We start from the raw sequence: 24685 nt of genomic DNA, 5'->3' as shown, positions 1-24685 counted from the left end.
ATCGGATCAGGCGAGCCGCCAGACAAGGACAGATCAGTCCCCTTCACCCGGCGCCAGTCGCTGAACGCGCACGGCCTGTCCACCGGCGTCGTAATAGATCACGCTGTCCCCACGCCTCTGGGCATAACCGTCCGGCTGGCCGCCTTTGGTCCAGAACAGCAGCCGGTCCATATCAGGCTGCTCCACGACCTTGTCACCGGGAGGGCGGTGAATATAGCTGTAATCTTTCTTGACGCGGGTCGCATTGAAGCGCGAGGCCAGTTCATGCATGTCGGGTGCTGCGGCTTTCTCCTCATCAGGAGCGCCCTGTGCCAGAGCGCCCGTGGAAACCCCCGTCAGCATTCCACCAACCAGCGCTGCCGCGCTCCACATACGCCACTGGGTTCCGCGCATTCGCCGTTCCTTCTGAACAACCCGATCCATCATGCCGCTTGTCCCAATTTTCCGGTGCCTGCGCAAGATACGCTGATCGAAAGGCTGCATGGGCGTGTGCTCCGGAAGGCTTTCACGATCTGCGCCGCAAGTTCGCCAGAAGGCCCGCAACAAGGAAAGTCAGCGTGCTCAGCAGGGCGATCCAGAAGGAGACCGGTGCGTCCGTCCACCACGACAGCGCCAGTCCGCTCCACGCTTCGGCTACAGCCAGAAGGGTCGCGCAGGCGAGGCCCGCCAGCGGGGACAGTCCAAGCCGATGCGCCGTGGCGCCCGGTCCTACCATAAGGGTGAAGACGAGCAGAACCCCGGTTATCTGAGCCGCTTCGGCTGTTGCCGCTCCGACCAGCATCAGGAACAGGGTCGACACCAGCCGCACCCTTACTCCCCGCGCCTCCGCCAGTTCCGGCTGGAGACTGGCGAACAGCAGCGGACGCGACAGGACCGCCAGTCCGCCGAGACCCGTCAGCGTGAAACCTGTCAGGGAAAGCAGCGTCTGCGGGCTTACCCCCAGCACATTGCCAAACAGAAGAGCATTCGCCACGGAAGCCGAACGCGTCATGAGGTGGAGGAACAGCACCCCGCAGCCCATGGCGAGCGACAGAACCAGACCGATGGCGACGTCCCGTTCGGCAGCTTTCTGGTCCGGGAGACCCATTGCGCCGCCCGCCAGAATGGATGATGCGAAAAGCCCGACCAGCGGCGGCCAGCCCGCGAGTGCGGCTCCCGCCGCCCCTGCAAAGGCGATATGCGCCAGCGCGTGTCCGGCAAAACTCTGACGACGCAGGACAAGGAACCAGCCGACGGGACCGGCAAGCAGCGCCACGAGGACAGAGGCGGCGAACGCCATCCGCATGAAGTCATAATCAAGCATCGGAACCGCCTGTTGTGACGCCGTGGCGCAGCGTGCCGGGCAATGTCGGGGCTTGCTGTCGCGGGACAGGCATCACAGGACGTCCGCGCTCACCAGCAGGCGTCCCGATGGCGTGCGGCAGACCTCAACCGGCGCGCCATAGAGTGCGGAGAGGGTGTCCGTCGTCATCACTTCATCCACATTTCCCAGTCGGGCGCGCCCTCTGGCGACGTAAAGCACGGAGTCCATGACGCCCATCAGGGCATTGATGTCATGGGCGGAGCACAGCACCGTCATGCCGCGCTGCTTCACGAGGGCGCCCAGACGCTCCGCGATGTCGCGCATACGGACCGGATCAAGACTGGCCAGAGGCTCATCAAGCAGCAGCAGCCGGGGTGAGCCGATCAGCGCCTGAGCGATCAGCAGCCGCTGTCTCTCGCCCCCCGAAAGTTCACCCAGACGCCGGGCGGCCAGATCGGTGGCGTCCGCAATATCCAGGGCTTCCTGAATGGACAGCCTGTCGCCATGGGAGAGCCATGGCAGACCCCAGCGGTTGCCGGACATGCCGGAGGCGAGCAGATCCCAGCCTGTGAGGGAGGCTCCGTTGGCGTTCCGGTTCTGCGGCATGTAGCCGATGTCCGCCGTACGTGCGCCGGGTGGTTGTCCCAGCACGCTGAGATGTCCCTGCTGAAGAGGCAGCAATCCCATCAGGGTCCGCAGAAAGGTGGTTTTCCCTGCTCCATTCGGCCCGAACAGGCCGACGAACTGCCCTGCCGGGATGGACAGGGACATATCGGCCAGTACGGTCTTTCCGCTCCGCTCTACAGTCACATGCTCGCAGCGTATTGCCTCTGTCCGCATCAGTGCTGGTCGGATTTCAGGAGATGGCTTTCAATCTCGTCGAGAATGCGGGTCATCCAGTCCTGCCAGTGCAGTCCCGGCGGCAGGGTCTCGGTCAGTGTCATGCAGGGCACGCCAGCGCCTCTGGCGACGTCCAGCAGGCGGGAAGCGGAAGGTGTCATGGTCTGACGGTTATAGATCAGCAGTCTGATCCGGCCGTTTTTCAGGTCATCCTCGAACTCTGCGACAACGGCCGGACCAGGTTCGACATCGTTCATCACGGCGAGCTGGAACGCGCTGTTTCCCGTAACCAGCCCCAGCTCGTCTGTCAGGCGTCCCGCCAGGGGTTCGGTGGCGGCAATCCGGATACCACGAATGCGTTGTCGCAGGCGGGTAATCCGGGTCTGTAGTCGGGCGAGGTCGCTTTCAAAAGATGTCAGACCGCTCGATGAACCGGAATCCAGCCGGAGCTGGTGGGCGATGTCCCGTGCAACATGGTCGACCACAACCGGGTCGAACCAGAAATGCGGATTTTCTCCGTCCCGCCACCCTGCAATCGACGCAACCCGGATTGTGGATTTGGAATGGGCCATCCGGTCCATCCAGGAATCAAGCCCGGCTCCATTCAGAATGACCAGACTGGCCGCCTCCACATCCCGCGCCGTTGCGGGGGAGGGTTCAAACAGATGCGGGTCGATGTCGGGTGAGCTGAGAATGCTGTCCACAACGACACCCGGACCGCCGATCTGGGCGGCGATGTCGCCCCAGACATTCTCTGCGGCGACAATGCGCGTCACATCCGTCGTCTCTGCGTGGGCCTGAGAGGAGGGCAGGACACCGGATGACAACACGCCGAAACACATAGCGAGAACAGCGGCAGGAGGCAGGGGAAAGCGCATGGCACAAACCCCTAAAGGCAATGTTATACTATATCAATAGAGATTGTGCCGAAGCTGGAACGCCCGACCCGCAGTGCGCTTGAACGGAAGGCGACATTATGGAACGACACCTGTCGGCAGCGCGAGTTTTCGTCTCTCTTCCTGCCCGACCATGTCGGCGAGAGTCCGGCTATCCAGCACCGCGAAAAATGCCCCGAGCGCTTCGCCCAGCGTATGGCGCAGGGCGCAGTCGGGCATGAGCCGGCAAGGGGGTGTGCCTTTCTGATCATTCCCCTGCTGCATGCAGGAGACCAGAGCGCAATCGTCCTCCGTAAAACGCACAACGTCTCCAATGCGGATGGAGTCGGCCGGTCGTCCCAGCCGCAAGCCGCCGTTCCGTCCCCTGATTGTCTCGATAAACCCGCCCTGCCCAAGGCGGTGGATGATCTTGACCATGTAGTTTTCAGAAATACCGTAAATCTCGGCGATTTCACGGATGGAGGAGAGCCGGTCGGGATTGCTGGCCAGAAAGACCAGGGCGCGGAGGGCATAATCGGAATGCTGGGTAAGACGCATCGTGGAACAATAAACCTTCAGGGACGTCTTTGTCAGCCCTACTTAAGGTAACCTGATTTGACACCTTAAGTGGAACTGGATATAAAGATTACTCGTTAAGACACCTTAAAGGATATGTCCCATGGTCGCTCCTCTCGACGACAAGACCCGCTCCATAGTCAAGGCCTGTGTCCCGGCGCTTGAAGCCCATGGGCTGGATATCACGAAGGAAATGTATCAGCGCCTGCTGGCCGATCCCGAGATCCGCGACCTCTTCAATATGTCGCACCAGAAGGATGGCGAGCAGCCCAAAGCTCTGGCGCTCGCCGTGCTGGCCTATGCCCGCAATATCGATACGCTCGGCGCTCTCGGCGGTATGGTTGAGCGGATCACACAGAAGCATGTCGGGCTGAACATCCTGCCTGAGCATTATCCGCATGTCGGCAAGGCTCTCCTTGGGGCGATCGAACATGTGCTGGGTGACGCCGCCACACCGGACATCATGGAAGCGTGGGGCAAGGCCTACTGGTTCCTCGCCAATGTGCTGATCGGTCGTGAAAAGCAGATTTACGACGAACACGAGGCTGCTCCCGGCGGCTGGATGGGCTGGCGTTCCTTCCGTGTGCGCTCCGTGAAACAGGAAAGCAGCCTTATCCGTTCCTTCGAACTCGTGCCGACCGATGGCAGGCCGGTGATGAAGCATCTGCCGGGGCAATATCTCAGCTTCATGCTGGATATTCCGGGGCATGGTCCGCAGCGCCGCAACTACAGCATCTCCTCCGCACCCTCTTCCGATTACTATCGGATCAGCGTGCGGCGGGAAGAAGGGGGAATCGTTTCCTCATGGTTTCATGATGTGGCGCGCGAAGGTGCCGGGTTGCAGGTGTCAGCGCCGGCTGGCGACTTTGTGTATGATCCTGCTACGGAACAGAAAACCGTCTTTATCAGCGCCGGCGTCGGCCTGACGCCCTTCATGTCTGCTGTGGAGGCCCTGTCGCCCGACGAGAAAAAGACTGTCCGTTTCATCCATGGCACGCATGCTGCGGAGACCGAGGCTTTCAGTGCGGACATTCAGAACCTGGCGGGTGCCGGGCTGTTGCACGCTGATATTTTCTTCAGTTCAGGTGTGCCCGCTGGCGTTTTGGACAAGTCGGGCGTGCGGTATCATGCCGGTCGTGTCGCGAAAGACTGGATTGCGGCGCAGGTCGGTCCGAATACGGTCTATCGTATCTGTGGACCGCATTCCTTCATGGAAGACATGGTGGATGCCCTTAAAGCCGCCGGCGTTCCGGTCGCTGATATCCGCTATGAGTTTTTTGGCTCGGCTGACGATGCCGCATTGCTCGCTGCCGCCTGAATAAAACTGTCAGCCCGTGGACAACGCGGGCTGTCCAGAAAGCCGTTCTTCGCGTTTGAGGCGCATATCGGAATCTGCCTGTTTCGCAAGACAGATTTGGAGCTGGCAGGTTTGGCCTGCCGCCTGCTGAGACTGATTGCAGTCCCATCTGACGAGCCTGTGCGTGCTCTGCGTCTCAATACGTCCGGTATGATTCCAGGCTCTGAGGAAATGCAGGGAGCAGAGGAAGACATTATAGTGTCGGCATTTTTTAATGCGAAAAGCGTATTCTGATAAAGAGATTTGTCAATTTAGATGGATGTACGAGTTCGTTTGTTTCTAAAATTTTTTGAATTCAGAAAATTTTTCCCTGCCCCCTGAAAAGGGCGGCAGGGAAAAATCTGGTAAAATCAATCAACCAAACGAATTGGAAGGTGATCCCGGAAATGCAATCAGGTTCTCGCTGACGACCCAGCCACATCTGTTGACCGAAACAGCAGAGTTGATGGAAGAAATGGTCTGCTGCAGGAGATTGAGAGCACCGCTTACGGACATGCTGGCGCCCATGCTGTAGCCGGTCTTGACGTCGCTTGCGACATTCTGCCATGCGCTGGCGATGGTCGAGCAGGAGGCGTGGTTGAAGTAGTCTGCGCCCACATTGTACATTCCGGCCAGATAGCCTGCATAAGCGCCGATCATTCCGGAAAGCGATACCTGGCTTGCTCCACCACAGGAAGGCTGAGAGTAATGACAGCAACCACCAGAAACAGTATTGAGTTCAGATACTGAGAGTTCACGCATTCCGGCCATTTACTTGTTTCCTTTTAGTGTTGGCGATTTCATTGATCGCCTCGTTGATCTTTTTTCTATCAGAACAGATGATTTCGACACAGATAATAGGCCGTTAATCCAATGGTTTTTATGTTATTAGTTCATCAAGAAAGCGCCACAAAACCGTTATAGCGAAAGGGAAAATACCGCCGAAATATTAACGATGTCTTTATCGTGGGGATTTTAATAAGTATGTTTTATCGTTTGTTAATCACGAGAGCGCTATGTCCCTGATCATCTACACACTCGCAGCGTTCGTTGAAATTGCAGGATGTTTTTCATTCTGGGCATGGCTCAGAGAAGGCAGGTCCATCTTCTGGCTGCTTCCTGGCTGCGCCTCTCTCGTCGCTTTCGCGTGGATGCTCACCCTGATCAATACGAATGCGGCGGGCCGTTCCTACGCTGCCTACGGAGGTATCTATATCGCCGTAGCGCTCGTCTGGCTCTGGAGTGTGGAAGGAATCCGACCCGACCGGGCTGACTATATTGGTGTGGTTCTGTGCCTTGCAGGTACTGCCGTCATCCTGCTTTCACCGCATAACACCTGATTTCTCTTGCCATCCACGCCATCTTGTCCGACATGACCACGCATGAGCTACTCCGTTAAGGAACTTTTCCATACGTTGCAGGGAGAGGGGGGGCAGGCGGGCCGCGCCGCTGTCTTCTGTCGTTTCTCCGGCTGCAATCTCTGGACTGGCCGTGAAGCTGACAGGGAAAAAGCCACCTGTCGTTTCTGCGATACCGATTTTATCGGCACGGATGGCGACGGAGGCGGTCGCTTCGCGGATGCTGCGTCCCTTGCCAGGGCAATCGCGGAGACCTGGGCGCTTCCGGAGCATGCCCAGCGGTTTGTGGTCTTCACCGGAGGAGAGCCGCTGCTCCAGCTTGATGCCGCGCTTATCGAGGCCGTTCATCTGGAAGGATTCATGATCGCCGTGGAAAGCAATGGCACCATTGTCGCGCCCGACGGCATTGACTGGTTGTGTATCAGCCCGAAAGCCGGTTCAGAGTGGATTCAGAAAAGCGGGCATGAGCTGAAGCTGGTCTATCCACAGCCTGAGTTCGATCCGGCTGATATGACAGCGCTCGATTTCAGTCAGTTCTGGTTGCAGCCAATGGACGGGCCTGATCGTATTGCCAATACGGACGCCGTCGTTCGCTACTGTCTCGCTCATCCCCGGTGGCGTCTTTCCCTGCAGACTCATAAGCTCATCGGAATACCCTGATCATGACTCTCCAGCTCTCGGCATCAGATGGCGCGCTTGTTGTGTTCTCCGGCGGACAGGATTCGGCAACCTGCCTTGCGTGGGCGCTCGACCGGTTCCCCCGCGTGGAAACACTCGGGTTCGATTACGGGCAGCGTCACGCCGTGGAGCTGACCTGCCGCGACACGCTGCGTGACGGCATGGTGGCCCTTCAGGAGGACTGGAAAGACCGTCTTGGCCCTGATCATACGCTGGAACTCGATGCTCTCGGGAAAGTGTCGGACACGGCTCTGACCCGCGATACCGAAATCCGGATGACGGCAACCGGTCTGCCGAGTACCTTCGTGCCTGGCCGCAATCTTGTTTTCCTGACTTTTGCCGCGGCGCTCGCCTACCGGCGCGGCTTGCGTCACATTGTCACGGGTGTCTGCGAAACAGATTATTCCGGTTACCCCGATTGCAGGGATGATACGATCAAGGCGCTTCAGGTTGCTCTGAACCTTGGTATGGACACGCGTTTCGTCCTGCACACCCCCTTGATGTGGATCGACAAGGCACAGACATGGCAACTGGCGGAATCGCTGGGAGGCGAACCGTTGGTGACCCTGATCAACCATGAAAGCCACAGTTGCTATCTCGGGACGCGCGGCACATTGCATGCATGGGGGCATGGATGTGGTGTCTGTCCGGCCTGCGAGTTGCGCAAGGCGGGCTGGTCTGCTTACGAGGCGCTGAGTGAGGACACGCGCAGCGGGAGCGACAGTCATGGTTGATCTGATCTTCACCCGGCGCTTTTCAATGGGGCATCGCCTGATCCATGGCGCGAGCGAGAGTTGCGCCCTGCCGCATGGTCACAATGAATTCGTCACTGTGCGGCTCGAGCCGATCAGCCTGAAGCCGCTCGATGGCGTGGCCAATATGCCGGTCTCGTTTCAGCACGCGAAAAGCGGCTGGCACAGATTTGTCGATGAGAAGCTGGACCATGCCCTGCAACTGGCTGAGGACGACCCGCTGCTAACGTGGTTCCGCACCCATGAACCCGCGAGAGCTGAACGGATTATTGTGACGCCGGGTGATCCGACCACAGAGATGATGGCGTGCCTGCTGAAAGCCAAGCTCGATGCGATGCTGATTGCCGATGGGGCCGTCCTGCGCTGCACGACCATTACGTTACAGGAAACTCCGACAAACACGGTGGAGTTTTCAGGCGATCCGCTGCCTATGCTCCCCACACCCAGGCCTGCCGAACAGTGCTGGTGGCGGCGTGCTGACATGAGTGTTGCGGACTAAAAATCCGGCTCCGTAATCTCGCGATTTTTATTGTAAATCAGCCTCTCAGGATCAGGATAGGTTTTTCAGGTCAGTCAGTATCATTTTTCAGAATGGTGCAGGCCTGCGCCAGTTTTGCCGTCTGGTCATGGGTCGCGCAGATGCGGCGTGCATCGGGGCCACACATCTCGATTGCGTTTTCATAGTTCGATTCGAGCACGTCTTTGGCCACTGTGAGGTCGGCTGAACTGGACCTTTCCTCGGCGGCGGCAATCTTTCCCTGAGTATCGTGCAGTTCCTTCATGGCGTTGACGCACGCCTCGCTGGCCTGTTCGGGATCTGACTGGAGCACGGCCAGCTCCTTGCGAAGCTGTTCATTGGCGACCGAGCTCTGCGCGGCGGAGGTAAGGGTTTCATCCGCCATCGCTGGCGCAGCAAGGGATAACGCTGTCAGCGCCAAAAGAGACAGGGCAGTCTTCACGTGCAAGCCTTTCATCGGGGCCTTCAATCGGGCTGGACCGGTAGCGGTGCCGAACTCTATCGGCAGGATCTGGTGGAGAAAAGGTCCGTTACCGTCGATGTGTAAAGATCGGGCAAATCTCCTCTCCGCCTTTGTTCTGTGGACAAGTACAGTGTGCTGGCAACCGCAGCCTGCTCTCTGCCGTGTGCCCGGTTATCTTAAACAGCTCTCATATTTTTATCTGATTCATTTTATTTCTGGAGATTTCATGTCCCATCTTTCCCGTCGATCGCTGCTTCGTGCCGGACTTGCTGTCAGTGGCGCAGGCGCCATGGCCTCCCTGACCGCCTGTACGGTGACGTCTTCGGGTGGCAACACGACCTATAGTGTAAATGTTACAAAAGTACTCTCCATCGTCAGCAGCATTGAATCCGGCCTGATCCAGATGGCGAATTCCGCCACGGTCAGCAGTGTCATTGGCACGGAAAATTCAGCGACAATCACAGCGGCCATCACACAGGTCAGCGCGGTCACAGCTGAAGTCGCGGCGACTGCCGCATCCACCGTAACGCTGACTGTCGCCCATAACTGGATTGCAACAGCTGAAAGCGCAGCGTCGGCGGCCGTGACCATTCTTCAGACATTCCAGTCGGTGCTTCCGGCCCAGGTCAACGTCATGGTGCAGGCTGTGAGCGCCCTCCTTCCGGCTCTTGAAGCGCTGATCGGGAGCGTATCCACCACAGCCAAAGCGAGTCTTTCTCCGGCCGCAGCTCAGGCCGTCATCGCCCGCGGTCTTCAGAACGCCTGACACGCTTCTGTATCCCGACCCGTTCAGAAGGCATTCCCTGAACGGAAGAATGAATCCCGATTCCAGCCAGTCAGCATGTTCGGCGGAACTCCGGGTTCGGGGAAAGCAGTCTGATCCCGGAGGCTCCTGCTTCAACGAGTATGGCGTGTTTCTGCACGAGTGGAGTAGAGCCCCGGGTTATGACATTCTGGTATCGTCGTAACCGGTCCATTATCCAGTTTCCAACCAGACGACGGAAACACACCTGCCGATGCCAGTCCCGCCTCTTTCACCAGCGCCTCTACCCGGACACGTGTGGTTCGATGTCGAGGATCTGCTGGAATATGGCCGGACCAATACCCGTCCAAGCGGTATCCAGCGGGTGGCCTTTGAAATCCAGTGCGCTATGCGCGCCCTGCCGGGCATGGCGCACAGGGTGGGCTTTCTGAGACACAGCCTGGATGGACGCCGGTTTGTCATTGTGTCGGGTGAAGAGGTCGATGGGCTTTACCGGCGTCTCACCACATATTCCGGGCTCCGTAAGGATCAAGGCTCCCGAGAGACCGGTCACGCCGGGGCCGGGGAGCGCGCGGCTCCTTCTTTGTTCAGGCGTCTCGTCCTGCAGCTTCCGGCAGCCGTGCGTGTGCCTTTGGGGCAACTGGCCGTTCACCAGAGAGCCGTCCTGCGGGATATGCCGCCACTGGTGCGGGGCGTTCTTTCCGTCGTCCGTCAGGCCCGGCGACAGGATGCCGGCAGAGTGCGGCGACCTTTCCTGCCTGCGCCGAACGATATCATTCTGGCGCTCGGCGCACCCTGGGCGCATCCCGATTATGGGGCGCTTATCACCCATTATCGTCACCATCACGGCGTGAAGTTTGGTTTGCTGGTGCATGACATCATCCCACTTCTTTACCCGGAATGGTGTCCGGCAGGTCTTCCCCGTGTTTTCAGACGCTGGCTCACCTCCACCCTGCCAGTCACTGATCAGGTTTTCTCTGTCTCGACCGCCACCCGTCATGATCTTGAGAAACAGTTTCCCGGTGTAGCCGCGCAGCCGGTCAGGATGGGAGCCATGAGCCCCCCCGATCGGAAAGCAGATGATGCTGCGTCTGTCATGGATCATCCCTACGTCCTGTCCGTGGGGACGCTGGAGGTCCGCAAAAATCATGTGTTTCTCTTCCGTCTCTGGCGGCGGTTACTGAGTGAACACAGGCCTGAGGACATTCCTCATCTGGTCCTTGTCGGCTCGCCGGGATGGTTGGCGGAGGACCTGATGGGACAGCTCAGAAACAGCAATTTTCTGGAAGGGCATATCACGCTCATCCTGCGCCCTTCCGACGCGCAGCTCGATACGCTCTACCGGCATGCGCTGTTTACGATCGTGCCGTCTTTTTACGAAGGATGGGGTTTGCCTGTGTCGGAAAGCCTGACACGGGGCAAGGCCTGTCTGTCTTCCGATCGTGGGGCGCTGGTGGAGGCTGGCCAAGGATTGGCCGTGCATTTTGACCCGGACAATCTCAACGATGTCTTGGAAAAGATCACGCGGCTTATCTTTGGTGCCGAAACACTTGGGGAACTGACGAAACGGGTTGAGCGGGACTTCAGGGAAACACCGTGGAGCTTCGCGGCGCAGGATATGCTCCAGATGCTCTGTGCCGTGAAACAGCCCTGACAGCCTGACGTTCACCGCAGAACACACTCCTGTCATAAAAGTAAAAGACACAGCATTTCTTGCTCCCGGCGACGGCTGGGGCTACGAATGCTTCATGATTCGTCTTATCCTGCTTGTCCCCTTTCTTCTGGCTCTGATCCTGTTTGCCGCGAGCAATCAGGAGTCCTCGCAGATGTGGTTCCTGACCTATAGCTGGTCTTCCTCTGTGGGCGTGCTGGCCCTGCTGATCGCTTTTGGCGGCCTGCTGCTCGGCGCTTTTGGCGTCTGGGTCAGTGAACTGAACCAGCGCCGCCGGGCCAGAAAGGCCGAGGCACGCAACAGGGAACTGGAAGCCACAGTCGCCAGCCAGACCGCCGAGCTTGAGCGTCTGCAAGCGCAGGCCCGCCTTGCAATGGCAACCAATGCTTCCCCGGCAGTCATAACGTCCATTACTCCGATTACACCGTCATCCTCTTCGGGGGTCTGAGGCATGGAGCAGCGTCGCACACGGCTTATCGCCGCCCTTGATACGCGTGACCCCGGGCAGGCCGAAACATGGGCTGCGGCGGTCTCGCCTCATGCTGACGCCATCAAGCTGGGTCTGGAATTCGCATACGCCGCCGGTTTTGACGCCGTCGAACGAGTCGCTGCGGGGCGCGATCTCTTTCTCGATCTGAAGCTGCACGATATCCCGAATACGGTGGGAGCCGCCATCGGAAGTCTGGGCCGTATCAGACCCGCCATGCTGACCATTCATGCCGGTGGTGGCAGCGCGATGGTCGCCGCCGCCCGCAAGGCCTGCGATGAGAGCTTCCCGGAAGACCGGAAGCCGATCCTGCTGGCGGTCACGGTTCTGACCAGCCTCGACGAGCATGGTCTCGCCGAGATGGGCATCAAGGATGGCGTAAAAGCGCAGGTTCTCCGTCTGGCTGAACTGGCGCTCCGCAATGGTGCGGACGGGCTGGTCTGTTCCGCGCATGAACTGGCGGCGCTGCGGGCGGAATTCGGTGACAAACCGGTGCTGGTGACGCCCGGCATCCGGCCGCGGGGCGCGGCTGTGGGCGACCAGAAACGCATCATGACACCCACTGAAGCCCGGACAGCAGGTTCTGACTGGATTGTTGTCGGGCGTCCGATCACTGGCGCGTCAGATCCGGCCGCAGCCGCAGCGGCCATTGCGGCAGAACTTTCGGCATAAGGTCCATGCAGGCATGACCATTGGCGTCAAGATCTGTGGGTTGACCGAAGAACGCGGGCTGGATGCGTGTCTGGAATACGGAGCGGACTGGATCGGTCTGAATTTCTTCGCGAAATCGCCTCGTCACGTCACTCCGGCCCGTGCTGGCGAACTCGCACGGCGGATCGAGTGCACTCCTTCAATCTGCGTCGGGCTGTTTGTCGAACCCACAGATGCCGAGGTTGCGGCAGTGCTCGATACCGTGCCGCTCGACGTGCTCCAGCTCTACACCTCGCCGGAGAGGGCGGCCCTGCTTGCTCGTATGTCTGGCAAGGAGGTCTGGCTCTCCTGTCCTGTGTCGATCAGAGCTGACCTGCCCGTCCACTGTGCTGTCCAACGCCTCGTCATTGAGTCCCGCGCTCCCAAGGAAGCTGGCAGGCCAGGAGGAAACGGTCTGACGTTGCCCTGGGACGTGACGCAGGGGTGGAACGCGCCGGGACCGTGGATTCTGGCTGGTGGCCTGACACCGGAGAATGTGGCTCTGGCCATCCGTATGAGTGATGCTCCGGCTGTGGATGTTGCTTCAGGCGTGGAGAGTGAGCCGGGAATCAAGGATCCGGCAGCCGTAAAGCACTTCATTGAGCAGGCGCATTCAGCCGGGAATGTGTAAAACGCGTTTTTCCTCTTGAGTCTCCGGCAGATACTGGTATGAAACGCTCCCAGCGCTGGAGAGATGGCCGAGCGGCTTAAGGCGCACGCTTGGAAAGCGTGTGTGCGTTAATAGCGTACCGTGGGTTCGAATCCCACTCTCTCCGCCATATGCTCAGTTTCCCAATGAAATCAGCCAGTTACACCCGGTGGGTGTCACAGTGTTTGTGACCGTGCGTCACTGGTCCAGCGTTACTATTTTCAGTGATGCTCCATGACCGGCTTGGCCTGCTTCTGTCCCGAGGATTGGAAGATGGGCATGGACGACATGAGCAATCTGACGATGAGGCACGGGAGCTATTATGTCCGCTTCATCATCCCGAACCGTCGAAAGCGTGTCCATCGTGAGCCAGCGTAAACGACGTAACGCCAGCAATTCCGATTCATACGCCTGCGCCAGCGTGATCAGAGACGCTTCGCGCACAAGATCCATCGACCATGCGACCGGCGTCACATATCTTCTGACGCGCCATCGGGTGCATCCGGACCGCATGAGTCCACCAGCCCGTGAGCAGGCCACCAGCCAACATCAGCGCATGTCCGCAGCCGTGCCGCCAACATGACCTTCCTGGTCGGGAAGAAGATCCTTGATCCGCTCCCACTGGTCATCGCGTAAACCGTAGCGTCGCATCTGTCCGCCCCCAAAACCGGGAAAACAGTCAGCACAGGGAGACAGAAAGTATAACCCTTAACCGCCAAGAGCATCAGTTAACTGACGACACGCCTTATCTGTTTGTCACTACAGTTGCATTTTATATTGAATTCAGAATCTATGAGTAACCGCCTCAGACTATGCTGACTGGTAGCGCATCTGTTGAAGAGGCGCTGGAGTTGTGGGCGTCCGGGCAGCCAAGGAGCGGATCGCGCCGCTGTTTACGCAAAAGCGTGTCGCGGCTTCTGCGTGCGTCTTCCATGATGTTCTGATTGGCAATGAATCACGCAAGACGGGCTGGATGCGTGCTGAAGCAGCAGGAGACCCCGGTCTGTGGCGGCAACAGGCGCTTCTTGGTCAAGGGTAGCGGGATGCCGACGCCCGGAGTGATGTCGTCAGGGACCATGCGATTGAGCATCTGAGCACTGAAGATGGCGTGCTGGTCATCGATGAGACCGGTTTTCTGAAGATAAGGTCAGAGGTCCTGCGGTATGGGGTGGCAGTATACTGGCTCTGTCGGCAAGATCACGAACTGCCAGATCGGGGTATTTGGCGCGTATGTGTCGGAACGGGGCCATGCCTTTGTTGACCGCGCCCTGTATCTTCCAAAAAACTGGACATCGAACCGTGAGCGCCTGAAGCAGGCCCACGTTCCCGATGACGTGGTGTCTGCAACCAAACCGGCGCTGGCCTCGGCATGTCTCTCTGGTCATGCTTGCCTATGCCGTCATGGCAAGTGTCCGGTATCAGGCAAACTCACTGAAACCGAAAAAAACACAACGCAGAACACGATAATCGTCTTCCGCTGGTCCATTCAGGAAATCAGGCGCTTCGTCGTAAAGGCTGCACAACGCAGACTATCCGTCGCTCACATCCTCAGAGGGTCCGTCTTTCGACGAAAACATCAGGCCAACGCTATCCGCGCTCACCAGAACATAAAATGCAACTGTAGTGGTAAAAACTCCCGCCCAATCGCTGTAACGAAACATTAATCAGTTGTTCATTTTTAATGTGACCAAACTTTAACTAAGTGTGTCTCGAACAGAAAGAGAAGGCGCTTGGCAGTTCGTGACAAAGAAGGCGAATTTTCGATTTGCTTCAGTATACCCTTGTCTGAATCTCCAAATTGTAGCTCCGAAACCTGATAACAAAGAAGGTCTCACAATGTCTGCTCCCGTATGGAAGCGTTTAAGAAAGCCGCTGACGCGTTCAGTAGCTCATCTCACCGCAGTATCAATGGCCGTGTCGCCGGTTATGGTCACGGCCCCTGCTTTCGCCAGGACGTCGACCGTAAAAACGGCGACTCCCATCGAGCACATAGTTCTCATTATTGGCGAAAACCACTCTTTTGATAATCTTTATGGGACGTACATCCCCAAAACAGGAGAGACGGTCGATAACATTCTCTCGAAAAAGATTGTCAATGTAGACGGAACACCTGGTCCGAATTTCTCTCAGGCCGCACAGCGCCAGTCCGTTGGTTCCGACACTTACGAAATCGCTCCGCCGAATCCGAAAGCATACAGCAAGCTTCCTGCCCCTGCTCTGTCCGGCACTCCGGCAAAGGCGTCCGACACCGATCCGGCTCCCTTCGCCACTCTCGCCGCTGTCGAGGCTTTCGAAAAACTCGTTGGTAATGACGGAATCAATCGCTCTGACTGGGAGAAGTTGACCACCGGCGCCAGTGGACTCGGCTCATCCGGCATTGACACACGCGTCACAAATGCGAACAACCTGCCAAATGGTCCCTTCCAGTTCACAGGATCATCGCTTCCATACGATTCTTATGTCGGAAGTCCTGTTCACCGTTTTTTCCAGATGTGGCAGCAAACTGACTGCTCCGTCGCACATGCGACCACGAAGAATCCGTCAGGATGCCGGAACGATCTGTTCACATGGGTCGGAATTCAGAGTGGTACGGGCGGAAATGGCGGAGCCCAGGCGGCAAACTTCACCGATCTGAGCACCGGCGAAGGCTCGATCGCGATGGGTTTCTACAATATGGCAATGGGTGACGCGCCATATTTCAAATCCCTTTCAGACAAATATACGACCAGTGATAACTTCCATCAGTCGGTGATGGGTGGAACAGGCGCGAACCATATCGCCCTGGGCACCGGGCTCGGCATTTATTACACGGATGGCAATGGCAACATTGCCACACCACCGTCAAGCGAGATCGAAAACCCGAACCGTCAGAGTGGCACAACGAACTGGTTCACTCAGGACGGCTATTCAGGCGGCTCGTATGTAAAATGCGCCGATGATTCGCAACCCGGCGTCAAAGCAGTCACCAGCTATCTGAAAGCACTTCCGGGCAAACACCCGTCACGCTGTAAGACCGGCGCCTATTACATCGTCAACAATTATAGCCCCGGTTATTTCGGTGACGGCACGGTGAATACGGGAACGTTCGTTATCCCGCCGTCAAATGTCCCGACAATTGCCGATCGCCTTAACGACAAGAAGGTCACATGGCGGTATTACGGCGCAGGCTGGAACAACTACGTCAAGGACCCGACCAGTCAGCTTGGCGGCGTCTACTGCGATATCTGTAACCCGTTCCAGTACGAAACGAAAATCATGGCGGATGCCCGTCAGCGTCAGGAGCATATCAAGGACATCACCGACCTTGAAGCCGACCTGGCTCTGGGCAATCTGCCAGCAGTGTCCATCGTCAAACCGGACACCTTGCTTGACGGTCACCCGGCTTCCTCCAAGCCTTCACTCTTCGAAGCATTTACCAAGCGCGTGATCGAGAAGATCAAGGCCAAGCCGGAAATCTGGAAAAAAACAGCTATTCTGGTTACCTTTGACGAAGGCGGCGGCTCCTGGGATTCAGGCTACATCCAGCCGCTGGATTTCTTCGGCGACGGCACCCGTATTCCGGCGATCATGGTTTCTCCTTACTCCAAAGGCGGTCATATCAACCATACCTACGGCGATCATGTCTCTTTCCTGAAATTTATCGAAAAGAACTGGGGTCTTCAGGTCGTCTCTCCCACGGGTCGTGACAATCTGCCTAACCCTGTCACATCCGGCAGCAATCCATACGCGCCGATCAACAGCCCGGCTATTGGCGATCTGATGGATATGTTCGACTTCTCATCAGCATCCGATACAACCGGTAACGACAGTTCCACCACCGGAGGCAACTCCTCCTCTGGCTCTTCCAGTTCCGGTTCCTCGTCATCGGGTTCTTCTTCGTCGGGTTCATCGAACTCCGGCTCCTCCAGTTCCACGTCGGAAACCGGTCTGGTCCAGCAACTTATGGCGAAGATTGAAGCTGCGCTCCAGAGCATCTGGTCTTCGATCGCCTCCCTCCTCTTTGGATAAACGGGCAGGAAATATCAGCCGGACGTCTTCGTCTGGATAATTCAATCACCGTGACTGCCGCCGCCTTTCTCTTTGAGAGGCGGCGGTATTTTGCGTTTTCAGTCTCTTCAATCACAGGAAAATCCCCAATGCCCGTCCATATGGAAAAGATCCTGAATCCGGATGAAATTTCGGAATGCCGGAGACTTCTGGATGAAGGACGCTGGATCGACGGGCGCGAAACAGCCGGTATTCAGGCAGTTCATGTGAAAAAGAACCGGCAGCTTGATCCGGAATGTGAAAAAGCAGCCGAAGCCCGGAAAATCGTCGCTGCGGCACTCGGGCGCAACCTTCTCCTGCGCAGCCTCGCGCTGCCGCGTCTGATCTGTCCACCGATGTTCAATCGCTACGAAACCGGCATGACCTATGGCGCACATGTCGATAATTCAGTGCAGATCATTCCCGGAAGTAACGGTCAGATGATGCGTGCCGATCTGTCGGCTACTCTATTTCTCAGCGAACCGGAGGAGTACGACGGCGGCGACCTCGAACTCGAAACGAATGCCGGTACCGAGCAGGTACGCCTCCCGGCAGGAGATCTGATCATTTATCCCACCACGATGATCCATTCTGTAGCGGTCGTCACACGCGGCGTGCGTCTGGCATCGTTTTTCTGGATTCAATCCCTTGTGCCTGAAGCATCATGCCGCGCCATCCTTTTTGACCTCGACCGCGCAATCATCGATCTGCGTTCCCGCACGAAGGAGGGTGATCCGGCGATCCTGACGCTCACCAACAGCTATCACAATCTGCTGCGCAAATGGTGCGAGATCTGAATGCGGCTTTCACAATACTTTAATAAACAAACCTGTTCCCGTCCGTATAACGCAGAAAGATTTATAGGGTACGGCGAGGATATACGGTAATTGTGGCAACATACGAAAGCCAAAAACCGGAGACCGTCCGTCATATGAACGCAGCACGGCGAGGACTGATCCTCACCGGCGCTATAGCGCTCGTCATTCTTCCTCTTATTACAGGCATCGTTCTGGTTGCCCGTAGACACACGGCCAGTCAGACCAGCTTCGCCGCACTGCTGGCGAAAACACCCCTGTCCGGCATCCTGACTGGCGATCTCTGCCTGATCATCGCTGGAATCTTCGGCACATTGCTCTGCCTCCGTCTCCGGAGAAACACTTCTGTCGATGCCGATGCTGTCACGGCTTCCAACTGGCTTACGGACCTGTTGCCAGGGGTGCTCTCCCTCTCCGCCCTCGTGCTTGCAGGTCGCGCGACAGGGCAGGCGGGCGATATGGCCCAATTCAGCCACAACGCACTCAGTGTCGCCTCCGGACTCAGTCTCCTCCTGGCCTTTATCGTCCTGTTTCAGGAGCGCGCCCTCGCTATCAGGGTACACAGCAGCACTCCGGAGGCACGCGGCCTGATGGCCCTGCTGCGGAGCGTTGTCCTCTCTCTGGCGCTTGCCGGATTTCTCACCGGCTGCGCTGCTGGCGGCATGATACTTCCAATGTGGCTTTGGAAAATTCCCTGCTGGCTTCTGATCTGCGCCGCCTGTGAACTCCTTGTCAGATGCGTCATCCGCTGGTTTCTGCCCACCGGTCAAGCTCCATCCGCAATCGGCAACCTGCTCTTTGATGCCCCCCACCTCCTGCACCCCGCTCACCTTGCTCTCCTTCTGAAAACACAGTTCGGAGTTGATTTCGAAAGAAGCTGGGCACTCAAATTCGTTCGTCAGGCTTTTTGGCCTGTGACCATCGCGATGATCCTGCTTGTCTGGTCGTTCAGTGGTGTTGTGAAAATAGACCAGAATCAAAGAGGCGTTTACGAGTTTCTCGGTGCGCCTCGTGCCGTTCTGAGCCCGGGTCTCCATCTTATCGTGCCTCGACCGTTCGGCTACGTCCGACTGACCGAGTTCGGCACCATTCGCTCCACCGTTATTGCGGATACATCGGACATTACGAAAATCGTCGCCGACACTTCCACTGCGGAAGGTGAGGCGCCTGACAGCGCAAATCGCCTGTGGGAAAACGCGTCCGATGCTGCGTCCTATCTTGTCGCCCGCAGCAATGACGGTCAGGCCGGATTCGAAGCTCTGACAATCAATCTGCGTATTCTCTATCGTGTCCGCCTCTCCGACCAGGGAGCCATGGACGCGCTGTATAACGTCTCTTCACCCAACGAGCTGGTCCGTTCACTCGCACGCCACGATCTGGTCACCTTTTTCGCGTCGGAGACTCTGGATGGCGTCATGGCGACACGTCGTGATAAAATGGCTGAAATCATCTCGATGAATCTGCAAAAGGATCTCGACCGTAACCATTCGGGGATAGAGGTCGTCGCTCTCCTCATCGATTCCGTGCAGCCCCCACCCGCCGCGGCGAAATCCTGGCGTGCCGTACAGGCCGCGGAGATCAAAGCCCGGATGAGCATCGCCGAAGAATATACCCGTGCGGCGGGAACAACAGCCCTGGCGCGACGCGACGCCTATACGGCGCAGTCATCTTCTCTGGCCGAAGCAGCAACAATCCGGAACGCCGCCCGCGCCGACACCGCCAGAATGACAGGCGACGACAAAGCCTGGCAGGCAGGCGGCCATGCCTTCGTGTTCGAATATTACCTCGCGGCTCTGAAAACCAGCCTTCGTGACGCGGCCGTCACCGTGGTCGATAGCCATATCTCCCGCAGTCTTCTGGATCTGCGTGAAACGCAATCCGGTCAGCTTCCTCCTGATGACAGAACGGCTCCGAAATGAACGCACCGGTAACACGCCTTCCTCCCGGAGCGGACGAAGCTCATGTCTCCCATCTTTCCGGAACCGGGACAGAGAAGAAAAAGACCCTTTCCGGTCTGATCATCCGCTTCAGCATCGCCGGACTGGTCTTCTGCGCCGCCCTGTCCGCCGCCACATCCTTCACGGTCGAAACCGGCAAAGCCGTCGTGGTGACACGGTTCGGCGCGCCGGTCCGGGTTCGCACGGAACCAGGTCTCCTCTGGAAACTACCGGCTCCACTTGAAACAGGGCAGGTGGTGGACCTTCAGACCCGCACGACCTCTGGCGGATTACAGGACGTCGGCACCCGTGACGGCCTGCGCGTGCTGATTCAGGCCTATCTGGCCTGGTCCGTCTCCAGTGATCCTGAACATATCCGGCACTTTCTGAGGGCAACCGGCAACGAGCCGGACGAGGCCGCACGCCAGCTCAGATCCCTGCTCGGCTCGATGCTCCAGATCGTCGCCAGTGATTTCCCCTTGCGGAATCTCGTCAATACCGATCCGCACGAAGTCAGAATCGCCGAATTCGAAACAAAACTTCTGAACGCGCTTCAGGCCCAGGTCGAAGCGATTTACGGCATTCATATCGATCAGGTCGGGATCGAACGGCTCAGCCTGCCCGCTGAGACCCTGAGCGCGACAGTGGCCCGCATGCGGGCGGAACGTGAAACCGTCGCCGCCGCACGCACCGCCGAAGGTCTGCGTCGGGCCGCAGCAGTGAAATCGGACGCGGAGCGCGACGCCCGCATCATCGTCGCTCAGGCGAAAGCCGAAGCCGCCACCACGGAAGCCCGCGCCCGTGCGGACGCGGCCCGGATTTACGCTGAAAGCTACGCCAGAAATCCTGACCTGTACACCACCCTGCGCACACTCGACACGCTGAACAGCCTCGTCGGACGGAACACCCGCCTCGTGATGCGCACGGATGCTCCACCTTTCAATGCGCTGACCGGCCTCCAGAACGCGACGCAAAGCATCCCGGCGTCACTACCCACTCCCGCCAATGGCTCTCGTCCATGACATCTGACACGCCTGTCATACCCGACGGCGATCCTCCGCAGGATGGCGCACTGGAACAGTCTGTCCGCCTCGCATTCACGGTGCTGGGCGGTATCACGATCCTGCTTGGCCTCGTCTGGCTGACAGGCAATATCCGTTCCGTCCCGGCTGACAGTAACGCAATTGTCCTGCGCTACGGAAAGATCGTCTCCGTCAGGCAGTCCGGTCTTGTCGCGGCACTGCCAAAACCCTTCGAAAGCGTGTATTTCCTTCCTGCGCGCGACAAGCAGCTCTCCCTGCATGTCACCCGTGACAACACCGATTACAACAGCGACGAAACGGATCTCGAACTTCAGGAATCCGATGATTTCTACCACATGGAAAAAAGCCGGGACGCGGCGAATTCCAGCTATCTGCTGACCGGCGACGGCAATGTCGTCCGTCTCGATGCAACGCTATTCTACCGCATCGTTCGCCCGGTCCCCTATATGCAGGCGCGCAATCATATCCCACCTGCACTGAGACGCATCTTTTACGCCGCTGCAACTGATGTCGCCGCCTCTCATCCGGTGGAAGATTTTCTCGTCGTGCATACACCGCTCAACGCAACCGACGCCGACGAGGCTCTGTCGATCCGGCGTTCTGTTCTGCGGGATCAGCTTCTCTCGATGGTAAACGCCCGCCTTGCAGCTCTGCGCGGTTCCTATACCGACCCCGGTATTGAAGTCGTCCGCATTGATCTCATGGTCGTGCTGCCCCCTCGCGCCAAGCAGGCGTTCGATCAGGTGCTGACCGCCGAACAGGCGGCCGCGCAGAATATCGCCGCCGCTCATACAGATGCGGAACGGATTCTGCAGGAAGCTGGACGTGAACGGGACGGCATCATGGCGGGTGCGACCGCAACCGCTGTCGAAATGGTTCGTCAGGCCGCCGGACAGACAGCCGGGATCACTGCCGTGGAAGACGCCGCACGCACCGCTCCGTCAAACGCCCGTAACGCGGTCGCGCTTCAGGCATGGCGTAGGAAAGTCACTGAAGTCTTTGCGAAGGTCGGCCAGATGATCGCCATCGCCCCGGATACCGGACAGATCATCCTGCCCGGCCCGATCTCGACGCCGCCTCCCGCCACACAGGACGGAGAGACCAGTCCATGAGCGCCACCACCGCTTTCTCCTCCGCGCCCAACGCGGGACGTGGTCTCAGCCAGCGTGTACAGAAGGCGGCGCCATCCGGTAGCATCGGCACCCTCATGAGCCTCACAGAACGCTGGAAGCTCGGAACGCAGCTCGTGCTGGCGATGGTGGCCTGCTGGCTGCTCATGATTGCGCTGGTCTGGAAATATCTGATCTCCGCCGGCAGCGCCGTGCCCGACCTCGCCGCCACAGGGGCCGCCCTGCTCGTCGCGCCTCCAGTCCTGAGCGCCGCTGTGGCCAGCCTGCGCCGCCCTTCGCTTCACGGGTTGACCGACCAGCTTGTCGCCGTGGCCATGCTCGCCTCCTGGGCGTCCGGAGATCTGCTCACCGCCGCCCTGCTGCCCATCGTGATGATCATCGGCCACGTCCTTGAGGAGCGCTCCCTGCTGGGCTCGCAGGAAGCCATCCGGGCGCTGGAACGCCTCGTCGACACCACCTCGCTCCGCCTCAATCCGGATGGCACGACGGAAGCCGTCACCGCCTCCCAGCTTGCCCCCGGCGACCGCGTCGAACTCCGCCCCGGCGATCGCGTGCCTGCCGACGGCCTTATCCTTGCTGGCCACTCCTCACTCGACATGGCGTCGCTGACCGGTGAGTCCGTGCCCGTCGAGATTGCGCCGGGCGAGCGTGTGCTGGCCGGAACGATCAATCTTTCCGGTGTGCTGACTGTCGAAATAACGCGTGTTGGCGATGAGACGGCGCTCGGGCAGATCATCGCCCTGATGGAAGTTGCTGAAGAGGCCAGACCACCGTTAACCCGTCTGCTCGAACGCTATGCGGGTCGGTACATGGCGCTCATCATGACCATCTCCATCGCCGTGTGGTTCGCCTCCGGCTCCACCTCCGCGATGCTTGCCGTGCTCGTCGCCTCCTGTCCCTGCGCCGTCGTGCTTGCCGCTCCCGCCGCGTCCATCGCCGCGATCGCTGTCGCCGCCCGGCACGGAATCCTCATACGCGGCACAGCCTTTCTCGAACATCTTGCCGATGTCACTTCTCTGGTCATCGACAAAACCGGCACGCTTACCACGGGCCGTCTCTCACTGGATCGCGTCATCACCGCACAAGGCGTTGCGGAGGCTGAACTCCTGTCCCTCGGCGCCACACTCGGTAACCTCAGTTCACATCCCGTCAGTCGGGCCTTGGCAAAAAGCGCCGTGCCTTTGCCGAAATCTACTTTCAGCGACGTGCAGGAGGAGCACGGTCTCGGTCTCCGTGCCGTAACACCTGACGGCACCCTCCACCTCATGGGCCGTCCAGCCCTGCTGGCAGGAGAGGGGATCGACTCCGGTCCTGCCCCTGATCATGACGGCCCGGCTGTTTGCCTCAGCAGGAATGGTGTTCTGATGGGCTGGTTGCTGCTGTCCGACACCGCCCGACCAGAAGCCCCGCAAGCCATGCAGGCGCTGCGCGATCTTGGCCTGTCCCGTCAGATCCTTCTCACCGGAGACCGTCTGACCGTCGCGCAGCGTGTCGGCGCAAAAGTCGGGATCACCACAATCGAGGCCGAAGTCCTGCCCGCGGGAAAAATGGACTGCGTCCTGAATGAGATTGAGCACGGTCATCTGCCACTTGTCGTGGGCGACGGCATCAACGATGCGCTCGCACTGCGCGCCGGCGCTGTCGGAATCGCCATGGGCGCCGAAAGCACCGATGTCGCGCTCAGTTCCGCTGACATCGTGCTGATGCAGCCCGACCTTCGCCGCCTCGGGACCGCCATCCGGCTCAGCCGCCGCTGTCGCCGGACCATTCAGACCAATGTCGCCATGGGCGTCGGCTGGACCGGCATCCTCATCACCTGTGCGGCGTTCAGCCTGCTCGGCGCGCAGGGCGCCGTCATGGCTGCCGTGCTGCATAATGCGTCCACCCTGGCCGGACTGGCGAATGCCGGACGTCTGCTGCGGTTTGACGAAACAGACCTGCCGGGACAGAAGAGTTCACCATGAAGAACAGTGTGCGTTCCGGACTGCTGTCGCTCCTGACGGTGGGGTTTTCTGTCATCATGGGTTTTGCTTGTGCCCACGCACAGACTGTCTCTTCCCCAGCGGAATCCGGTGAGCTGGGCAGCCTGATCCACAGCATTCTTGCACGCCCGCTTTTCGAACCCGACCGCCACCCGAAAGATGTGTCTCATGCAGAGGAAAGCGGCTTTCATATCTCGGGTATAGTGGGGAAAAATCAGGACTGGCGTGCGATCTTCAAACCGGAGAAAGGCGACGGGAAAAGTCGCGTCGTCAGGATCGGGGATGAGGTGGACGGATGGTCCGTCACAGCCATCACCCCAGCCGCCGTAACTCTGGAGCGATCCGGTGAAATCAAAAAGGTCGCACCGATCTTCTCAATATATACAGCACAGGCACTTTCAAAAAATGCAGCACCGGCTCTGTCGGAAAAAGAAAAAATAGAGAGTGTTCACGTCCTCAGCCACAAGCATGTGGACCCGCATCTCGCCTGGTGAAGCGCCTGCCGGTGCAAGAAGAATACTGCCGATATCATCGCACAGAAAGCCAGCCGTCTTTGCCAAAACACATCAGAGAATCAGGCTGCCTCGTCCGCGTGGGGCGAATCCTCTCATAAGGTCTCCTGTTCTTGTGGCTGTTTTCTCTTTTACACGGTTTTCCCGTCCCTTCTGATCACACTACCCACCACGATGTGCGCATGGACACCTTCCCGAGACGGTAACATGTGGCGTCTAGAGCAATTCCACTGAACTCTGGCCCAGTGGAATTGCTCTAATTCATTGTTTATCGAGCATAT

The 24685-nt window shown here is 58.6% G+C and carries 25 protein-coding genes, 1 tRNA gene and 2 pseudogenes; 19 read left to right on the top strand and 9 right to left on the bottom strand.

The window, feature by feature from the left end; genetic code table 11:
- Nucleotides 1–33 precede the first annotated feature (33 nt).
- The 5 genes from A0U92_RS16155 to A0U92_RS16135 all read right to left on the bottom strand — a co-directional run bounded on the left by A0U92_RS16155 (nucleotide 34) and on the right by A0U92_RS16135 (nucleotide 3576).
- Complete coding sequence (locus tag A0U92_RS16155) at nucleotides 34–393, bottom strand: hypothetical protein (RefSeq protein WP_077814522.1); 360 nt, start codon at nucleotides 391–393, stop codon at nucleotides 34–36.
- 112 nt (nucleotides 394–505) lie between these two features.
- Nucleotides 506–1303, bottom strand: a complete 798-nt coding sequence (locus tag A0U92_RS16150) for a metal ABC transporter permease (protein ID WP_077814010.1) — start codon at nucleotides 1301–1303, stop codon at nucleotides 506–508.
- A 72-nt stretch (nucleotides 1304–1375) separates the two neighbouring features.
- Nucleotides 1376–2143 carry a metal ABC transporter ATP-binding protein gene (locus tag A0U92_RS16145; protein WP_077814009.1) on the bottom strand — a complete coding sequence of 256 codons (768 nt, stop codon included), beginning with the start codon at nucleotides 2141–2143 and terminating at the stop codon, nucleotides 1376–1378.
- A complete protein-coding gene (locus A0U92_RS16140; RefSeq protein WP_077814008.1) occupies nucleotides 2143–3021 on the bottom strand; it encodes a metal ABC transporter solute-binding protein, Zn/Mn family in 879 nt (292 codons plus the stop codon). Before A0U92_RS16140 ends, A0U92_RS16145 begins: the two co-directional genes overlap by 1 nt.
- Nucleotides 3022–3117: 96 nt before the next feature.
- Nucleotides 3118–3576, bottom strand: a complete 459-nt coding sequence (locus A0U92_RS16135; protein ID WP_077814007.1) for an Rrf2 family transcriptional regulator — start codon at nucleotides 3574–3576, stop codon at nucleotides 3118–3120.
- A gap of 121 nt (nucleotides 3577–3697) precedes the next feature.
- Here A0U92_RS16135 and hmpA point away from each other — a divergent pair, with 121 nt between their 5' ends.
- Nucleotides 3698–4912: an NO-inducible flavohemoprotein gene (hmpA, locus tag A0U92_RS16130; RefSeq protein ID WP_077814006.1), complete on the top strand. Its 1215-nt coding sequence runs from the start codon at nucleotides 3698–3700 to the stop codon at nucleotides 4910–4912.
- 393 nt (nucleotides 4913–5305) lie between these two features.
- Here hmpA and A0U92_RS16125 read toward each other — a convergent pair whose 3' ends face one another.
- The gene (locus A0U92_RS16125) at nucleotides 5306–5701 is read right to left on the bottom strand and encodes a hypothetical protein (RefSeq protein WP_077814005.1); all 396 of its coding nucleotides are present in this window, start codon (nucleotides 5699–5701) and stop codon (nucleotides 5306–5308) included.
- A gap of 245 nt (nucleotides 5702–5946) precedes the next feature.
- Here A0U92_RS16125 and A0U92_RS16120 point away from each other — a divergent pair, with 245 nt between their 5' ends.
- From A0U92_RS16120 to A0U92_RS16105, 4 genes are read left to right on the top strand one after another with little or no spacing between them, the layout of a single operon-like run.
- Nucleotides 5947–6270 carry a YnfA family protein gene (locus A0U92_RS16120; RefSeq protein WP_077814004.1) on the top strand — a complete coding sequence of 108 codons (324 nt, stop codon included), beginning with the start codon at nucleotides 5947–5949 and terminating at the stop codon, nucleotides 6268–6270.
- A gap of 42 nt (nucleotides 6271–6312) precedes the next feature.
- Complete coding sequence (queE, locus tag A0U92_RS16115) at nucleotides 6313–6948, top strand: 7-carboxy-7-deazaguanine synthase (protein ID WP_077814003.1); 636 nt, start codon at nucleotides 6313–6315, stop codon at nucleotides 6946–6948.
- Between the two features lie 2 nt (nucleotides 6949–6950).
- Nucleotides 6951–7700, top strand: a complete 750-nt coding sequence (gene queC / locus A0U92_RS16110; RefSeq protein WP_077814002.1) for a 7-cyano-7-deazaguanine synthase QueC — start codon at nucleotides 6951–6953, stop codon at nucleotides 7698–7700.
- Nucleotides 7693–8217, top strand: coding sequence for a 6-pyruvoyl trahydropterin synthase family protein (locus tag A0U92_RS16105; RefSeq protein ID WP_077814001.1), 525 nt, complete (start codon nucleotides 7693–7695; stop codon nucleotides 8215–8217). Before queC ends, A0U92_RS16105 begins: the two co-directional genes overlap by 8 nt.
- Nucleotides 8218–8287: 70 nt before the next feature.
- On the opposite strand, the gene A0U92_RS16100 is transcribed toward A0U92_RS16105, so the two are convergent.
- The gene (locus A0U92_RS16100; protein ID WP_236748185.1) at nucleotides 8288–8677 is read right to left on the bottom strand and encodes a hypothetical protein; all 390 of its coding nucleotides are present in this window, start codon (nucleotides 8675–8677) and stop codon (nucleotides 8288–8290) included.
- A 247-nt stretch (nucleotides 8678–8924) separates the two neighbouring features.
- On the opposite strand from A0U92_RS16100, the gene A0U92_RS16095 reads away from it, so the two are divergent.
- From A0U92_RS16095 to A0U92_RS16070, 6 genes are all read left to right on the top strand, one after another.
- Complete coding sequence (locus A0U92_RS16095) at nucleotides 8925–9464, top strand: hypothetical protein (protein WP_149026503.1); 540 nt, start codon at nucleotides 8925–8927, stop codon at nucleotides 9462–9464.
- A gap of 250 nt (nucleotides 9465–9714) precedes the next feature.
- Nucleotides 9715–11115 (top strand): glycosyltransferase family 4 protein, encoded by a 1401-nt coding sequence (locus A0U92_RS16090; RefSeq protein ID WP_077813998.1) that lies wholly within the window; start codon nucleotides 9715–9717, stop codon nucleotides 11113–11115.
- A gap of 94 nt (nucleotides 11116–11209) precedes the next feature.
- The gene (locus A0U92_RS16085) at nucleotides 11210–11581 is read left to right on the top strand and encodes a lipopolysaccharide assembly protein LapA domain-containing protein (RefSeq protein ID WP_077813997.1); all 372 of its coding nucleotides are present in this window, start codon (nucleotides 11210–11212) and stop codon (nucleotides 11579–11581) included.
- A gap of 3 nt (nucleotides 11582–11584) precedes the next feature.
- The gene (gene pyrF / locus A0U92_RS16080) at nucleotides 11585–12292 is read left to right on the top strand and encodes an orotidine-5'-phosphate decarboxylase (protein ID WP_077813996.1); all 708 of its coding nucleotides are present in this window, start codon (nucleotides 11585–11587) and stop codon (nucleotides 12290–12292) included.
- 13 nt (nucleotides 12293–12305) lie between these two features.
- Nucleotides 12306–12941 (top strand): phosphoribosylanthranilate isomerase, encoded by a 636-nt coding sequence (locus A0U92_RS16075; protein WP_077813995.1) that lies wholly within the window; start codon nucleotides 12306–12308, stop codon nucleotides 12939–12941.
- A 57-nt stretch (nucleotides 12942–12998) separates the two neighbouring features.
- A tRNA-Ser gene (locus A0U92_RS16070) sits at nucleotides 12999–13089 on the top strand.
- Nucleotides 13090–13157: 68 nt separating this feature from the next.
- Here the strand turns inward: A0U92_RS16070 and A0U92_RS16065 are convergent.
- Complete coding sequence (locus A0U92_RS16065) at nucleotides 13158–13472, bottom strand: hypothetical protein (protein ID WP_149026502.1); 315 nt, start codon at nucleotides 13470–13472, stop codon at nucleotides 13158–13160.
- Between the two features lie 39 nt (nucleotides 13473–13511).
- A pseudogene (locus A0U92_RS17555) lies at nucleotides 13512–13610 on the bottom strand (IS5/IS1182 family transposase); the annotation flags it as partial.
- A gap of 161 nt (nucleotides 13611–13771) precedes the next feature.
- Here A0U92_RS17555 and A0U92_RS16060 point away from each other — a divergent pair.
- From A0U92_RS16060 to A0U92_RS16025, 8 genes and pseudogenes are all read left to right on the top strand, one after another.
- Nucleotides 13772–14326: pseudogene (locus A0U92_RS16060) on the top strand (IS701 family transposase); the annotation flags it as partial.
- A gap of 469 nt (nucleotides 14327–14795) precedes the next feature.
- Nucleotides 14796–16967 carry an alkaline phosphatase family protein gene (locus A0U92_RS16055; RefSeq protein ID WP_077813993.1) on the top strand — a complete coding sequence of 724 codons (2172 nt, stop codon included), beginning with the start codon at nucleotides 14796–14798 and terminating at the stop codon, nucleotides 16965–16967.
- A gap of 128 nt (nucleotides 16968–17095) precedes the next feature.
- Nucleotides 17096–17782 carry a Fe2+-dependent dioxygenase gene (locus tag A0U92_RS16050; RefSeq protein WP_077813992.1) on the top strand — a complete coding sequence of 229 codons (687 nt, stop codon included), beginning with the start codon at nucleotides 17096–17098 and terminating at the stop codon, nucleotides 17780–17782.
- Nucleotides 17783–17916: 134 nt separating this feature from the next.
- Entirely contained in the window at nucleotides 17917–19719 is a 1803-nt protein-coding gene (locus A0U92_RS16045; RefSeq protein WP_077813991.1) for an SPFH domain-containing protein, read from the top strand.
- Entirely contained in the window at nucleotides 19716–20759 is a 1044-nt protein-coding gene (locus A0U92_RS16040) for an SPFH domain-containing protein (protein WP_077813990.1), read from the top strand. The genes A0U92_RS16045 and A0U92_RS16040 overlap by 4 nt, the downstream gene beginning before the upstream one ends.
- A complete protein-coding gene (locus A0U92_RS16035; RefSeq protein ID WP_077813989.1) occupies nucleotides 20756–21892 on the top strand; it encodes an SPFH domain-containing protein in 1137 nt (378 codons plus the stop codon). The genes A0U92_RS16040 and A0U92_RS16035 overlap by 4 nt, the downstream gene beginning before the upstream one ends.
- Complete coding sequence (locus tag A0U92_RS16030) at nucleotides 21889–23874, top strand: heavy metal translocating P-type ATPase (RefSeq protein ID WP_077813988.1); 1986 nt, start codon at nucleotides 21889–21891, stop codon at nucleotides 23872–23874. The genes A0U92_RS16035 and A0U92_RS16030 overlap by 4 nt, the downstream gene beginning before the upstream one ends.
- Complete coding sequence (locus A0U92_RS16025) at nucleotides 23871–24386, top strand: hypothetical protein (RefSeq protein ID WP_077813987.1); 516 nt, start codon at nucleotides 23871–23873, stop codon at nucleotides 24384–24386. The genes A0U92_RS16030 and A0U92_RS16025 overlap by 4 nt, the downstream gene beginning before the upstream one ends.
- Nucleotides 24387–24685: the final 299 nt, after the last annotated feature.

It is taken from the genome of Acetobacter aceti, assembly GCF_002005445.1.
In the GTDB taxonomy this organism is placed as follows: Bacteria; Pseudomonadota; Alphaproteobacteria; order Acetobacterales; family Acetobacteraceae; genus Acetobacter; species Acetobacter aceti_B.
This window is presented reverse-complemented; position numbering and strand designations above follow the sequence as displayed.